Genomic DNA, 14,925 nt, shown 5'->3' on the forward strand with positions numbered 1-14,925 from the left:
CATGGACGCGACGGCTCGCGTCGCGGCGATCGGCGAGACCCGCCTGGTCCGTGGCTACGGCCTGGCCGGGGTCACGGTCGTCACCGCGGAGGACGAACGGGCGGCGCAGGCCGCATGGCGGGAGCTCGACCCCCGGGTCGGCATCGTCATCGTCACCCCGTCCGCGGCCCGGGCCGTGGCCGCGGCCGGCGGGCCGGGTGGCCGCCTGCTCGCCGTGCTGCCGGACCCGGACGGTGCCGCATGAGCACGCCGGTCCGTGAGAGCCTCGAGCCGGTCCGTTCGGCCCTGCTGCACCGCGCGCAGACGGACGCCGCCGCCGTCCGTGCCGAGACCGCACGGTCCTGCACCCGGCTGCTGGCCGACGCCGGCGCCGAGGCCGAACGGCTCCTGGAGGTGGCGCGCCGCACCGGCCGCGCCGACGCCGCACGCCTCGCCAAGGCCGAGGAGGCGCACACCCGCCGTGCCGCCCACGCGCTCGTGCTGGCGGCGCAGCGGGACGTCTACGACGAACTGTGCCGTCGCGTGGCCGAGGCGCTGCGGACGGCACTCGACGACAGACGGCTCGGCCCCGCGCTCGCCGCCCGGGCCGCCGCCGCCCTCGGCCCGGGCGCGACGGTCGAACCGGCGACCGGTGGCGGCTTCACGGCCCGCCTCGGTGACCGGCGCGTGGACTGCTCCGTCGCGTCGCTCACCGCGCATGCCGTCGAGTCGGCCGAAACGATAGCGGAGCTGTGGCGATGACCGCACGGGGCAGCGACTCCGCGCAACCCGCCCGGATCACGCGGGTCAGCGGGCCGCTGGTCCAGGTGGACGGCGCGGACGCCGCCATGCACGACGTGCTCGAGCTCGGCCCGCACCGCTCACCCGGTGAGGTGGTCGCCGTCCGGGGGCCGGCCGTCACCGTGCAGGCGTACGAGTACACCGGCGGCCTCCGCCCGGGAGACGCCGCCGTCCCGCTCGGCCGTCCACTGGCGGCGCCGCTCGGGCCGTGGCTGCTCGGCGGACTGTTCGACGGCCTGCTGCGCCCCCTCGCCGGCGGCCCGGTCTGGCTCACCTCGGGGTCACTCGCCGCCGCCCCGGCACAGGGCACGACCCGGCGTTTCACCCCACGGGTGGCGGAGCGCGACACGGCCGGACCGGGCGGGATCCTCGGCACCGTCGCCACCGGCGGCCCGATCGAGTTCCGGGTGCTCGTCCCGCCACATGTGTCCGGCACCGTCCAGCAGGTCGCCGGACCCGGCGAGTACGGACCCGACGACGTCCTCGTCACCGTCGGAACGGCGCCGGTGACGATGACCACGTCGTGGCCCGTACGCACCCCGCGCCCGTACACGGCCCGCCGCGCCGCGGACGCACCCCTGCTCACCGGGCAGCGCGTGGTCGACGCGTTCTTCCCGATCGCCAAGGGCGGCACGGCGGCCGTGCCGGGCGGCTTCGGCACCGGCAAAACCCTCCTGCTGCAGCAGATCGCCAAGTGGTGCGACGCCCACGTCATCGTCTACGTCGGATGCGGCGAGCGCGGCAACGAGATGGCCGACGTCGTCGGCGAACTGTCCACACTGGAGGACCCCCGGACCGGGGGCCGCCTGCTCGACCGGACCGTCGTGATCGCCAACACGTCGAACATGCCGATGATGGCCCGGGAGGCCAGCATCTACACCGGCGTCACCGTCGCCGAGTTCTACCGCGACATGGGCTACGACGCGGTGGTCATCGCCGACTCCACATCGCGCTGGGCGGAGGCGCTGCGCGAGTTCGCGTCCCGCAGCGGAACGCCACCGGCCGAGGAGGGCTACCCCGCCGACCTCGCCTCGGCGCTGGCCGCCTTCTACGAACGGGCCGGCGCCGTGCGGACGCTCGGCGGCGGCTCCGGCTCGGTCACGATCGTCGGCGCGGTGTCCCCGCCCGGCGGCGACATGACCGAGCCGGTCATCGCGAACACCGAGCGGTTCGTGCGCTGCCGGTGGACGCTCGACCGGGATCTCGCCTACGCCCGCCACTACCCCGCGGTGTCCTGGTCGGCGTCGTTCTCCCGCGACACCGGCCTGGTCGGTGCGGACTACGCCCGTCGCGGGGACCCGGGCTGGGATGCCCGGCGGGCACGGGCGCTGGACGTACTCGCCGACGCCGACCGCATCGCCGCGCTCGCCGACCTCGTCGGCACGGGCGGGCTGCCGGCGCACGAGCGGATGACGCTGCTCGCCGGCCGGCTCCTGCGCGACGGCGTCCTGCGACAGAACGCCCTCGTCGCGACCGACGCCCACTGCACGGCGGTGAAGTCGGCGGCGCTGCTCGACGCCGTCCTCACCGTCTGCGACCGCTGCCACGCGCTCGTCGACGCCGGCACCGCGCCGGCCTCCATCGAGGCGATCGACTTCGGCCCGCTGGCCCGTGCCCGCGAAACGCTCGGTCCCGCCGACGCCGGTGGCGTCGCCCGGCTGCGCGACGCGGTCCTGGCCCAGCTCGACGCGACAACCCCCGGGACGGCGGCATGACCGCGTGGCCCGTGGTCGAGCACGGCGACATCCGGGAGCTGCGCGGCCCCCTGGTCGTCGTCGGCGGCGTCTCCGGAGCCGGCTACGACGATGTCGTCACCGTCCGCCTGCCCGCCGGCGCCCACCGGCACGGCGTCGTGCTCGAGGTCGACCGCGACACGGCGGTCGTCCAGGTGCTCGAGGGGACGGCGGGCATGGGCCGCCACGGCAGCACCGTCGCGTTCGCCGGCGCACCGATGCGCATCGCTGTCGGCGACCGTTGGCTGGGGCGCACCTGCAACGGCCGCGGCGCGCCGATCGACGGCGGGCCGCCCGTCACCGGTGAGCGCAGCGCGGCGGTCGCCGGCGCACCGCTCAACCCGACGTGGCGCGAACCTCCGGCCGAGCCGGTCATCACGGGCGTCTCCGCGGTCGACGCGCTGACCACCCTGGTGCGCGGCCAGAAGCTCCCGGTGTTCAGCGTCGCGGGCCTGCCGCACCTCGAACTGGCCGTCCAGATCGCCGCGCAGTCCCATGTCGGCGGCGCACCGTTCAGCGTGGTCTTCGCGGGCATGGGCCTCACCCACGCCGACGCCGCGTACGTCCGGGACGCCCTGGACGAGCGGGCCACCGCCGGTGAGCTGGTGCTGCTGCTGAACACGGCCGACGATCCGGTGATCGAGCGGATCCTCACGCCGCGGCTGGCGCTGACAGTGGCCGAGGATCTCGCGTTCACCGGCGGCCGGGACGTCCTGGTCGTGATGACCGACATGACCAGCTACGCCGAGGCGCTGCGGGAGGTGTCGTCGGCCCGTGGCGAGCTGCCCGCCCGGCGGGCCTATCCGGGGTACCTCTACACCGACCTCGCCTCGCTCTACGAACGGTGCGGCCGGATCCGGCACCGGCCCGGCTCGGTGACGATCCTGCCGGTGCTGACCATGCCGGCCGGGGACATCACGCATCCGGTGCCGGACCTCACGGGGTACATCACCGAGGGGCAGATCGTGCTCTCCACCGAACTGCACGGCCGGGGCGTGTATCCGCCGGCCGACCCACTGTCGTCGCTCTCCCGGCTCATGCGCCACGGGGCCGGCCCGGGCCGCACCCGGGACGACCACCTTCCGCTCGCGGCGCAGGTGCTCGCCGCCTTGTCGCGCGCCCGGCAGACCCGCGAGCTGGCCGACCTGATCGGGGCGGCGGCGCTCGGCGACGTGGACCGCCAGTACCTCGGCTTCGCCGACGTCGTCGAACAGCGGCTGATCGACCAGCGGCCGGACGAGGCCCGGACCCTGGACGACACGCTCGACCGGGCCTGGCAGGCGGTGCGGACCCTGCCGGATCGGGAGCTCGTCATGCTGCCCGAGGCGATCCGCGCGGCCCACCCCACCGGGGCGACCGGATGATCGCCCTGCGCCATGTGCCGGTGGGCCGTTCGGGCCTGCTGTGGCTGCGTCACCGCCTCGAGGTCACCCGGCACGGCAGCAGCGTCCTGCGGCGCAAGCTCACCCTGCTCGCCGCCGAACACGACCGCCTCCGGCGGCGCCGTGCCCAGACGGCCAGGGACTGGACGGCGACCGACGCGGCGGCCCGCGGCCGGCTCGACCGGGCCGTGCTGCTCGACGGCCTGGAGGCGATCGACGCGGCGGCCGAGATGCCGCCGGCCGAGGTCTGCGTGCCGTGGACCGCGGTGATGGGCGTCCGCTGCCCGGGAGAGCCGTCGGTGCTGATCCCGCCGCGCCCCGCGCGGTTGCCTGCGCCGGGCGGGGCCGCGCTCTCGCAGGCCGAGGCGGCGTACCGCGCCGCGGCGCTCGCCGCGGTGAGGCACGCGGCCGCCGACGCGGCGCTCGCCGCCGTCGAGAGCGAGATGGCCGCCACCCGGCGCCGGGTACGGGCCCTGGACCGCCACTGGATCCCCGCCCTGGAGGCCGCGCTCGCGGCCCGGACCCTGCAACTGGCGGAGCTGGAGGCGGCCGACCTCACCCGCCGGCGCAGCGGCCTCCGCCGGCGCCCCCGTCGCCCGCACCTGCCGTTCGCCGCGGTCTTGGACGAGAATGACGTGTACGGGCAGGGCGCATTCCTCCGAACGCCGCGGACAGCGGCATAACGGGCTGGAGGCAACCATGACCTACCGGATGAGCGCCGTCGACTGTCTGACCACGGACGGCCGGATCGTCCGGCTCCGCGCGATCCGGCCGCAGGACGCGCCGGCCCTGCTCGCCCTGCACCAGCGGCTCTCCCCGGCGAGCCGGTACCTGCGGTTCTTCAGCGCGGGCACGGCACTGGACGGCGAGATTCGCAGGCTCACCCGGCCGGCGGGGCCGGACCACGTACACCTGCTCGTCGAGGAACGTGGCAGCGTCCTCGCCGCCGGCTCCTATGAACGCATCGACGCCACACGGGCCGACTTCGCGCTCGTGGTCGACGACGACCACCACGGCGAGGGTCTCGGCACGCTGCTGCTGGAGCATTTGGCCGCCGCCGCGCGACGGGCGGGCATCACCGAGCTGGTCGGCGACGTGCTGCCGTACAACGCCGCCATGCTACAGGTGGGCGGGGACCTCGCGCCGGGTGTCGCCCGCCGGTTCGAGGCCGATGCCGGGACGCTCCAGATCCGGGTGCCGACGCTGCCGGACGAGGCGGCGCTGGCCGCCGTCGGGCTGCGGGATCGCACCGCGGCGCACCACTCGCTGCGACCCCTGCTGGCCCCGGCCTCGGTGGCCGTCATCGGTGCCGGACGGCGTCCCGGGGGGATCGGCCGCGAGGTGCTCGCGGCCCTGCGAACCGGCGGCTACACCGGGGCCCTTCACGCGGTCAACCCGCACGCCGCGCAGGTGTGCGGGGTCGCCGCCCATCCCAGCGTGACGGCGATCGGCGACGCAGTGGACCTCGCCGTCATCGCCGTTCCCGCGGCGGCGGTCCCCGAGGTGGTGCGCCAGTGCGGCGCCGCGGGCGTGCGCGCCGCGGTCATCCTGACCGCCGGCATCGAACCGGCGACCCAGGCGGCCCTCGTCCGCCAGGCCCGCCGGCACGGCATGCGGATCCTCGGCCCCAACTGCCTCGGCGTGGTGAACACCGACCCCGCCGTGCGGCTGACCGCCACCTTCGCCCCGGCACCGCCCGTCCCTGGCGGCCTGGCGGTGGCGTCACAGTCCGGCGCCATCGGCGTGGCCATCCTCGCCGCGGCCGCCGGCTGCGGCATCGGCGTCTCCAGCTTCGTGTCACTCGGCAACAAGGCCGACATCAGCAGCAACGACCTGCTCAGCTACTGGGCCGACGATCCGGCGACCCGCGCCGTCGCCCTGTACGTCGAGTCCTTCGGCAACCCGCGCCGGTTCGCCTGGATCGCCCGGGCCCTGGCCAGCCGCAAGCCGGTGCTGGCCGTCAAGAGCGGCCGCTCGGAAGGCGGCAGGCGGGCGGGTGCCTCGCACACCGCCGCCGTCGCGGCGCCGGAGACGGCGGTGGCGGCGCTGTTCGAACAGGCCGGCGTCATCCGCACCGACACGCTCGGCGAGCTGCTGGACACGGCACGGGTGCTGGCCGACCAGCCGCTGCCCACCGGCAACCGCCTCGCCGTGGTGGGCAACGCGGGCGGGCTGAACGTGCTGGCGGCCGACGCAGCCCCGGCCGCGGGCCTCACCGTGCCCACGCTGACGCTGCCCGGCCGCACGCCGGCCGCCGTGAACCCCATCGACCTCGGCGCCGAAGCCACCGCCGAGACCGTGAGCGGGGCGATCCGGGCGGTCGCCCGGTCCGGCGAGGTGGACCTGCTGGTCGTCACGTTCGTCTCCACGAGGACCAACGACACCCCCGCCACGATCGCGGCCATCGCCGCCGCTGCCGACGCCTGCCCGCACCTGCCGGTCGCCGCCGTCGTGGTCGGCGCGCCCGACGTGCCGAGCACCCTGGGTGCCCGCAAGGTGCCGGTGTTCGACCTGCCGGAGCCGGCGGTGCTGGCGATGGGCCGTGCGGCGCGGTACGCGGCCTGGCGCCGCGAGCCGGTCGGGAACCGCCCCTCGCTGCCCGACGTCGACCACGGCGCGGCCCGTGGCATCGTGCGGCGGGCACTGGCGACCGGCGGCGGATGGCAGCCCGCCGACGTGGCCAGATCGCTGCTGACCTGCTACCGCGTGCCGGTGGTGGAGACCCGCATCGCCACGGACGCCGACGAGGCGCTGCGCGACGCCGAACTGATCTCCTACCCGGTGGCGCTGAAAGCCGCCGCACCGGATCTCGTGCACAAGAGCGACATCGGCGCCGTGCGGCTCGGTCTCGCCGACGAGGCCGCGGTCCGCGCGGCGTACCGGGTGATCGGCGTCGCCATCGGCAGCGAGCGGCCCGCCGTGACCGTCCAGCCGATGGCCGATCCGGGCGTGGAGATGGTGGCCGGCGTGGTCCACGATCCGCAGTTCGGCTCCCTGCTCATGCTCGGCCTCGGCGGCGTGTACACGGACCTGCTCGGCGACCGGACGCTCCGGCTGCTGCCGCTCACCGACCGCGACGCCGCGGCGATGTGGGGCGGGCTGCGTGCCGCGCCGCTGCTGACCGGCTACCGCGGCGCGGCACCCGCGGACACCTCGGCGCTGGAGGATCTGCTGCTGCGCCTCGGCCGCCTCGCCGAGGACTTCCCCGAGATCGCGGAGCTCGACCTGAACCCTGTCCTCGTCGGCCCGCGCGGCTGCACCGCGGTCGACGTGAAGCTGCGCCTGGCGCCGGTCGGCGGCGAGCCCGACCCTTACCTTCGGCACCTCGCCACGACGGACGGCCGGCACTCGGGCTGACGTCGTCAGGGCACCACCTGACCCCGGGGCTCGCGTACCGGCACCGCCGCACGACCGGGGCCTTGCGCGGCAAGAGACCTACGAGGCGATTTCCCTTCGCCAGCATTGCCTGGATCAGGTCGTGGGGATCGCGGTCGACCTCTCGGTCGTTCAGCCTCTCAGCTCAACTGTCACCCAGTTGGGCTCTCCCGCACGTCTCGTAGGCCTACCGCCCAAGCTACGTCGAGGGCGTGACCGCGTGGGGTGAGTCATCGGGGCATCGCAACAGCAGGGTGGGGCCGGTCATCCGGCGGCTCCGACGATGGCCACCACACCCGGGGGCCGGTCGGCGAATGCCCGGCTGACCGAGCCGAGCCGCAGCGGCGCCGGCAGGCGGTGTCCACGGCGGCCGAGGACGAGCAGCACAGCACCCTCGGCGGCGCGGCGCAGACCCTCGACGGGTGGGCCGAGGAAGACCGCGCGCTTGAGCGGCACCCGGGGGAACCGGGCGGCGACCGGTTCGACCGCGGCGGCCAGGAGCTCGGTCGACTCCGGCTCGGTGGCGAAGTGTGTTTCCAGGGTCGTCTCGTCGAACCAGAAGTCTCCCGCCGCCCGGGCACTGACATGGACCGCGGCGAGCGGCGCGCGGTGCCGGTGAGCGTACCGGTAGCCGAACCTGATGGCGGCGTGCGACGCGGCCGAGCCGTCGACACCGACGACGACGTGCCCGGCGAACGGACCTTGACGGTGCGGCGGCGCCGGAGCGGGCACGACCACCACGGGCACGGGCGCGTGGGCGGCGACGCGGGCGGCGGTCGACAGGTGTCCCAGACGGGCCGGCACGGCCGCGCCGAGCACGAGAAGGTCGGCGCGGTCGGCCAGGTCCAGCAAGGCCTCCACGGCACCGCCGGCGGCCACTTCGAAGTCGACGTGCCCGCCGAGGCGGTCGCGGACGGCGTGCAGGTGCCGGGCCAGGACGGGATCGGCGCGCTCCAGTGCCGACTCGTCGGGTCCGGGGTCGCGGAACCGGTGCGATGGATCGGTGTGACGGATGGTGACGTCGGCGGCGCCGGCCTCGGCCTCGTCACAGGCCCAGGACAAGGCGGTCCAGCCGGGTTCGGTGCCGTCGATGCCCACGCCGATCCGCCGGTACGGCCGGTCCGCCACCGTCTCGGTCGTGGCCCCCGCGGCGCGGGCGATGAGCACCGGGCCGGCGGCGTGGTGCAGGACCTGCCCGCTGACCGAGCCCAGCCGCGCTCCCGTGAGCCCGCCACGTCCCCGGACGCCGACCACCACCATCACGGCGTGCTCGGACGCGCGGGTCAGCACCTCTGCCGCGGCGCCCGGCAGCAGCCGGAGATCGATCTCCACGTCGGGATACTTCGCCTGCCAGGGCTCGACCTCGGCGGCCAGCGCGTGACCCGCGGCCGCCTCGGCCGCGGCCGAGCCGGAGTCCGGCACCTGCCAGGCTCGGACGACGGCCAGCGGGAGATGGCGGGCGGCCGCCTCTTCGAAGGCCAGTTCGAGCGCCAGCACGGACCCGGAGGAGCCGTCGACGCCGACGACGACCGGGCCGTCCTGCGGCAGCGAGGGCAGCGAGGTCTCTGGGCCGGCCCACCGCTCGGCGTGGTGGACGACCAGCACCGGGCACGCGGCATGCGAGCTCAGGTGCATGCCGACGGAACCGAGCAGCAGTCCGGCGAAACCGCCGAGCCCGCGGCTGCCGATCACGACCAGCCGCGCGCGGTGGGACTGTTCGCACAGCACGTCGGACGGCTCGCCGGCGGCGACGACGGTCTCGACCTCGACGGTCGGTGCCCATCCACGCACGAGTGCGGCCGCGTCGCCGGCCGGAGCGGACTCCTGCTCGTAGAGACCGAAGGGGACAGGGATGCCCAGCGCGTGCACCACCTTCAGCGGACACCCGTGCCGGGCCGCTTCGTCCGCGGCCCAGCGCACCGCGCCACGGCTCGCCGCCGACCCGTCGACGCCGACCACGATCGGTGCGATGTCTCCCGGCATGGCTCCTCGCTCACCAGATCCGGTATGCCAAGGACTCGTGTTGCCCACACGACCACGTTCATGACCACCCGACGGGGTGATCGTCCACCGTATGCCCGGTCGGACCGGGTGAGGCATCGGCGGGGCCGCGGGTGATTGGCGCGCGGCGTCCGGGGTAGTCGGCCGTGCACGACGCCACGCGCCCCGGAGGCGGCGCAACACGATCCGGTGTCGCGACCATCCAGCGGGGGCCCAGCGTGTGGAATCCTCAGGAAACGAACGGGCTGAGCGGCCACCTGGCCGAGGTGATCGAGCGCTCGCGAGTCGCGATGGAGCACGTCACCGAAGCGCTGTCGGACTCCGGCCCCTCCGCCGCGGACGCGTTGCAGGCTGCCGAGAAGGCGTTGTACGCGCTGCGCCGGGCCGTCGACGACCAGGCGTTGGCGATCGAGGAGACCAGGGACGTAGCGCCTGCCGGCGCTGTGCGGGCGATCCTCGCCGCCGCGCAGGTGAACGCCGACGCGGAGTGCGTCGCAGGGCTGGCGAAGCGGCTGGCCGAGATCGCCGGTTCGCGGCCGGCGCGGCCGGCGATGCCGGCCGAGGTGCGGGCCGTCGTCGGCCGCATGGGCCGGGTCTGCGCCGACCTGATGGTCACGGCGGGCGGCGCCGTGGCGACGCCGGCCGGCACGGAGGCGCGGATCGAGGCGGCCGGTGCCGAGGTGGGCCGGCTGCGGCAACGGCTCGACCACCTGCTGCTGCACGAGCCGGCTCCGGTCGATGTGGACGCCGCGCTGGACGCCGCATTGGCCTGCCGGTACTACTCGCACTGCGCCGAACTCGCGGGTTCCATGGCGCGGCACGCATCAGGGCAGGCCCGCCAGTGAGATCCCGTCCAGGATCCGCCGCCACACCGCGTCGTTGAGGATGTCCCGATGGTGCGCCACCACCAGTTCGGCCTGGACGGGGTCGGCGAGGTCGATCGACAGCCGACCGTCGTGGACGAGATGCGTGAGCAGGACCGCGATGCCCGTCGCATAGACATTCGACGCGCCGGTGGGTGTCCTGGACGCCAGGTTGTCGTCGCCGACGACCGTGACACCGGGATCCACCACCCGTGCGGCGCCGGGCTCCGCGAGCTCGACCACGCGGCCGAACCCGTCGGTCGTGGTGTCGAGCACGACGGATCCCGGCCGCATGGTCCGCACGTCTCGCGCGGACACGAGCACCGGCGGCCGCCGGCCCGGGATCTCGGCGGTGGCGATGACGATGTCGCTGTCCCGGACGCCCGCCGTGATGTCCGCGCACGAGCGTCGACGGGCCTCGCACACGTGGACCTCCGCGCCCAACCGGCGCACGGTGACAGCGGCTTCGTAACCCGCGGGTCCACGGCCGATGACGAGGACCCGCGCGGGCCGGACCGCGCCGCCGCCGCGAGCGGGTCCGGAGAGGGCGCGGCCGAAGACGTCAGCGGCGGTCAGCGCCGCCTGGTAGCCGGCGACCCGCTCCTGCGCACCGAGGAAGTCCATCGGCCCCGTATGGCCGGGAGTGGGCGGCATCAGGTCGGCGGCGATGATGGTGAGACCCTGCTCGGCCCACCGGCGGACCAGATCCGGCACGCACAGCGGTCGCAGGAGGCAGATGAGCGCTTGCCCGGCACGGAACCGGTGGGTCGCGGCGACGTTCGGTGGCCGGACACCGATGAGGATGTCGGCCGTGTCGAACACCTCGGCGCGAGGCACCGGCGTCGCCCCGGCCCGGGCGTAGTCGGCGTCGGGGAACCAGGCCGCGCAGCCGGCGCCGGTTTCGACGACGACCACGAGCCCGAGGTCGAGAATGGAACGGACGGCCGCGGGCACGACCGCCACGCGCCGCTCGCCGGGCGCGGTCTCGCTGTAGACGCCGACCGTCTGGTGTGCCACCGGGATTTCGCCTCCCCGCAGACTCCGCCAACGGTATCCCGTCCGTGCCCCCACGGCGACGCGTCACCGGCACCGGCACCGGCATCGGCACCAGAAGAGGAGGGCCCGCGATGGTAGGCGGACGGTGGCAGTTCTGGATCGACCGTGGCGGCACGTTCACCGACATCGTCGCCAGGAGGCCGGACGACGGCCGGCTGGTGACACGCAAGCTGCTGTCGAACAACCCGGCACGCTACGCCGACGCGGCGGTCGCCGGAATCCGGGCGCTGCTCGGTGTCCCCGACGCGGTGCCGATACCGGTGGACCGGATCGAGGCGGTGCGGATGGGGACCACGGTCGCCACGAACGCGCTGCTGGAGCGCAGGGGCGAACGCACCGCGCTGGTCATCACCGAGGGCTTCGGCGACGCGCTGCGCATCGGCTACCAGAACCGGCCACGCATCTTCGACCGGCGGATCGTGCCGCCGGACGTGCTGTACGAGCGCGTGATCGAGGTGGACGAACGGATGTCGGCCGACGGCACCGTGCTGCGCTCGCCGGACCTCGACCGGCTGACCGACGACCTGCGGCGGGCGCACGACAGCGGCATCCACGCCGTCGCGGTGGTCTGCCTGCACAGCCACCTGTTCCCGGCCCACGAACGGGACATCGGGAGGCTGGCGGAGCGGATCGGCTTCGACCAGGTCTCGTGCTCCAGCGAGGTGAGCCCGTTGATGAAGCTGGTGCCGCGCGGCGACACCACCGTCGTCGACGCGTACCTGTCGCCGGTGCTGCGCCGATACGTCGAAGCGGTGGCGGAGCAGCTGCGCGGCGTACGGCTGATGTTCATGCAGTCCAACGGGGGCCTGGCCGAGGCGGGGCACTTCCGCGGCAAGGACGCGATCCTGTCCGGTCCGGCCGGTGGCATCGTCGGCATGGCGCGCATGTCGCAGCTGGCCGGCTTCGACAAGGTGATCGGCTTCGACATGGGCGGCACCTCCACGGACGTGTCGCACTACGCCGGCCAGTACGAGCGGGTCTTCCACACCCAGATCGCGGGGGTACGGCTGCGCGCCCCCATGATCGACATTCACACCGTGGCGGCTGGAGGCGGGTCGGTCCTGCACTTCGACGGCGCCCGCTACCGCGTCGGGCCGGACTCCGCGGGTGCCGACCCCGGGCCGGCCTGCTACCGCAACGGCGGGCCGCTCACCATCACCGACGCCAACGTGATGCTCGGCCGGATCCAGCCCTCGACGTTTCCCCAGGTCTTCGGGCCCGACGGTGACCAGCCGCTGGATGCCGGCGTGGTGCGGCGCGGGTTCGCCGAGCTGAGCGCGGCCATCGCCGGGCGCACCGGCGACGAGCGCACGCCGGAGCAGGTCGCGGAGGGGTACCGGCAGGTCGCGGTCGCGAACATGGCCAACGCGGTGAAGCGGATCTCGGTGCAGCAGGGCCGTGACGTCACCGGATACGTGCTCACGACGTTCGGCGGTGCCGGCGGGCAACACGCGTGCTCGGTGGCCGACTCGCTGGGGATCGGCGCCGTGCTCGTGCCGCCGATGGCGGGTGTGTTGTCGGCGCTCGGCATCGGACTCGCCGACACCACCGCGATGCGCGAGCAGTCGGTGGAGCGCCGCCTGGAGCCCGCGGCGATGCGGCAGCTGACCGGCGTCGCGGACGCGCTGGAGGCGGCGGCCCGCTCGCAGCTGCTGGACGAGGACGTGCCGGCCCGGCGGATCCGGGTGCACCGGCGCGCGCACCTGCGCTTCGAGGGCACCGACACCGCGCTGCCGGTCGAGCTCGCCGACCTGGACACGATGGTGACGTCGTTCCGGACGGCATACCGGCGCATGTACGCGTACCTCATGGACCGGCCGCTGATCGTCGAGGCGGTCTCGGTCGAGGCCGTCGGGCTGACCGAACCCCCGGACCTCTCCCGGCCGGACGATCCCGCCGGCACGCCCGGACGCGCCGCCGCACGGCCGCTCGGCACGACCCGCCTGTACACCGGCGGAGCATGGCGGGAGGTGCCGCTGTACGAGCGGGAACGCCTGCGCCCCGGCGACACCGTCGGCGGTCCGGCCATCGTGGCCGAGGCGGACGCGACCACGGTGGTCGACGACGGCTGGCGGGCGGCGGTGACGAAGCTCGGCCACCTGCTGCTGGAACGGATGCGGCCGAGCGACCCGGCCTCCGGGGCGACCACCCGGGTCGACCCGGTGCTGCTGGAGATCTTCAACAATCTCTTCATGTCGATCGCCGAGCAGATGGGCGCCCGGCTGGAGTCGACCGCGCAGTCGGTGAACATCCGGGAGCGGCTGGACTTCTCGTGCGCACTGTTCGACCCGGACGGCAGTCTCATCGCCAACGCGCCGCACATCCCCGTGCACCTCGGCTCGATGAGCGCCAGCATCAAGGAGGTCATCCGTCGCCGCCGCGCCGGCATGCGGCCCGGCGACGTGTACGCGATCAACGACCCGTACCACGGCGGCACCCATCTGCCCGACATCACCGTCGTCACCCCGGTCTTCGGCGCCCCGGTCTCCGGCACCGGCCGGTCCGAGGTGCTGTTCTACGTGGCCTCCCGGGGCCACCACGCGGAGATCGGCGGGCTCACGCCCGGCTCCATGCCCGCGAACAGCCGCGACGTCCACGAGGAGGGCGTGCTGTTCGACACCTGGCCGCTCGTCGAGGACGGCCGGTTCCGCGAAGAGGAGACGCTCCGGCTGCTCACGGAGGCGCCGTACCCGTCCCGGAACCCGGCGACCAACCTCGCCGACCTGCGCGCCCAGATCGCCGCGAACGCCAAGGGTGTCGAAGAGGTCGGACGGATGATCGATCACTTCGGCCTCGACGTGGTGCAGGCATACATGCGCCACGTCCAGGACAACGCCGAGGAGGCGGTACGGCGCGTCATCGACGCCCTCGGCGACGGCGGGTACCGCTACGAGATGGACTCGGGGGCGGCGATCTCGGTCCGGATCACGGTGGACCGCGCCGGCCGCGGCGCGACGATCGACTTCAGCGGCACGTCACCACAGCTGGCGACGAACTTCAACGCACCCTCGTCGGTCGTCACCGCGGCGGTGCTGTACGTCTTCCGGACGCTGGTCACCGACGAGATCCCGCTCAACGACGGCTGCCTGCGCCCGCTGCGCATCGTGGTGCCGGCCGGTTCGATGCTCGCGCCCGCCTACCCCGCGGCCGTGGTCGCCGGAAACGTGGAGACGTCGCAGGCGATCGTCGGCGCGCTCTACGCCGCGCTCGGCGTCCAGGCCGAAGGGTCCGGGACGATGAACAACGTCAGCTTCGGCAACGAGCGGCACCAGTACTACGAGACCGTCGCCTCCGGCTCAGGCGCCGGCGAAGGGTTCGACGGGGCCTCCGTGGTGCAGACCCACATGACGAACTCCCGGCTGACCGACCCCGAAGTCCTCGAATGGCGCTTCCCGGTGCTCCTGGACGAGTTCGCCGTCCGGCACGGCAGCGGCGGCGGCGGCCGGTGGCTGGGCGGCGACGGCGCGGTGCGGCGCATCCGGTTCCGCGAGCCGATGACCGTCAGCACCCTGTCGGGCCACCGGCGCGTGGCGCCGTACGGCCTGGCCGGCGGCTCACCCGGCGCGCTCGGCACCAACCGGGTGGAACGCGCCGACGGCAGTGTCGTCCACCTCGCCGGCTGCGGCTCCGTCGACGTCCAGCCAGGCGACGTCCTGGTCGTCGAGACACCCGGCGGCGGCGGATACGGCACCCCCTGAGCGTCGACCGCCTGCATGCGGCTGCCGCGCCCGCCAG

General features: G+C 74.6%; 10 protein-coding genes and 1 riboswitch. Of the genes, 8 read left to right on the forward strand and 2 right to left on the reverse strand.

Annotation, left to right across the window (positions count from 1 at the left end; all coding sequences use genetic code 11):
* Position 1: 1 nt before the first annotated feature.
* The 6 genes from AB0I21_RS41120 to AB0I21_RS41145 are packed head-to-tail and all read left to right on the forward strand — an operon-like array spanning position 2 to position 7,252.
* Positions 2 to 244: a V-type ATP synthase subunit F gene (locus AB0I21_RS41120; protein WP_360569098.1), complete on the forward strand. Its 243-nt coding sequence runs from the start codon at positions 2 to 4 to the stop codon at positions 242 to 244.
* Positions 241 to 741 carry a hypothetical protein gene (locus AB0I21_RS41125; protein ID WP_360569099.1) on the forward strand — a complete coding sequence of 167 codons (501 nt, stop codon included), beginning with the start codon at positions 241 to 243 and terminating at the stop codon, positions 739 to 741. The genes AB0I21_RS41120 and AB0I21_RS41125 overlap by 4 nt, the downstream gene beginning before the upstream one ends.
* Positions 738 to 2,495: a V-type ATP synthase subunit A gene (locus AB0I21_RS41130; RefSeq protein ID WP_360569100.1), complete on the forward strand. Its 1,758-nt coding sequence runs from the start codon at positions 738 to 740 to the stop codon at positions 2,493 to 2,495. Before AB0I21_RS41125 ends, AB0I21_RS41130 begins: the two co-directional genes overlap by 4 nt.
* Positions 2,492 to 3,877, forward strand: a complete 1,386-nt coding sequence (locus AB0I21_RS41135) for a V-type ATP synthase subunit B (RefSeq protein WP_360569101.1) — start codon at positions 2,492 to 2,494, stop codon at positions 3,875 to 3,877. The genes AB0I21_RS41130 and AB0I21_RS41135 overlap by 4 nt, the downstream gene beginning before the upstream one ends.
* The gene (locus tag AB0I21_RS41140; RefSeq protein WP_360569102.1) at positions 3,874 to 4,578 is read left to right on the forward strand and encodes a V-type ATP synthase subunit D; all 705 of its coding nucleotides are present in this window, start codon (positions 3,874 to 3,876) and stop codon (positions 4,576 to 4,578) included. The genes AB0I21_RS41135 and AB0I21_RS41140 overlap by 4 nt, the downstream gene beginning before the upstream one ends.
* 16 nt (positions 4,579 to 4,594) lie before the next feature.
* Positions 4,595 to 7,252 carry a GNAT family N-acetyltransferase gene (locus AB0I21_RS41145; protein ID WP_360569103.1) on the forward strand — a complete coding sequence of 886 codons (2,658 nt, stop codon included), beginning with the start codon at positions 4,595 to 4,597 and terminating at the stop codon, positions 7,250 to 7,252.
* A 74-nt stretch (positions 7,253 to 7,326) separates the two neighbouring features.
* A riboswitch (TPP riboswitch) is annotated at positions 7,327 to 7,452 on the reverse strand.
* A gap of 82 nt (positions 7,453 to 7,534) precedes the next feature.
* Here the strand turns inward: AB0I21_RS41145 and AB0I21_RS41150 are convergent.
* Positions 7,535 to 9,253 (reverse strand): universal stress protein, encoded by a 1,719-nt coding sequence (locus AB0I21_RS41150; RefSeq protein WP_360569104.1) that lies wholly within the window; start codon positions 9,251 to 9,253, stop codon positions 7,535 to 7,537.
* A 308-nt stretch (positions 9,254 to 9,561) separates the two neighbouring features.
* Between AB0I21_RS41150 and AB0I21_RS41155 the strand changes: the two genes are divergently transcribed.
* Complete coding sequence (locus tag AB0I21_RS41155; RefSeq protein ID WP_360569105.1) at positions 9,562 to 10,116, forward strand: hypothetical protein; 555 nt, start codon at positions 9,562 to 9,564, stop codon at positions 10,114 to 10,116.
* On the opposite strand, the gene AB0I21_RS41160 is transcribed toward AB0I21_RS41155, so the two are convergent.
* Positions 10,096 to 11,151, reverse strand: coding sequence for an NAD-binding protein (locus AB0I21_RS41160; protein WP_360569106.1), 1,056 nt, complete (start codon positions 11,149 to 11,151; stop codon positions 10,096 to 10,098). The genes AB0I21_RS41155 and AB0I21_RS41160 overlap by 21 nt on opposite strands.
* Positions 11,152 to 11,261: 110 nt before the next feature.
* Between AB0I21_RS41160 and AB0I21_RS41165 the strand changes: the two genes are divergently transcribed.
* Entirely contained in the window at positions 11,262 to 14,888 is a 3,627-nt protein-coding gene (locus AB0I21_RS41165; protein ID WP_360569107.1) for a hydantoinase B/oxoprolinase family protein, read from the forward strand.
* The last annotated feature ends 37 nt before the right edge of the window (positions 14,889 to 14,925 follow it).

This window comes from Dactylosporangium sp. NPDC050588 (genome assembly GCF_040654975.1).
Lineage (GTDB): Bacteria > Actinomycetota > Actinomycetes > Mycobacteriales > Micromonosporaceae > Dactylosporangium > Dactylosporangium maewongense.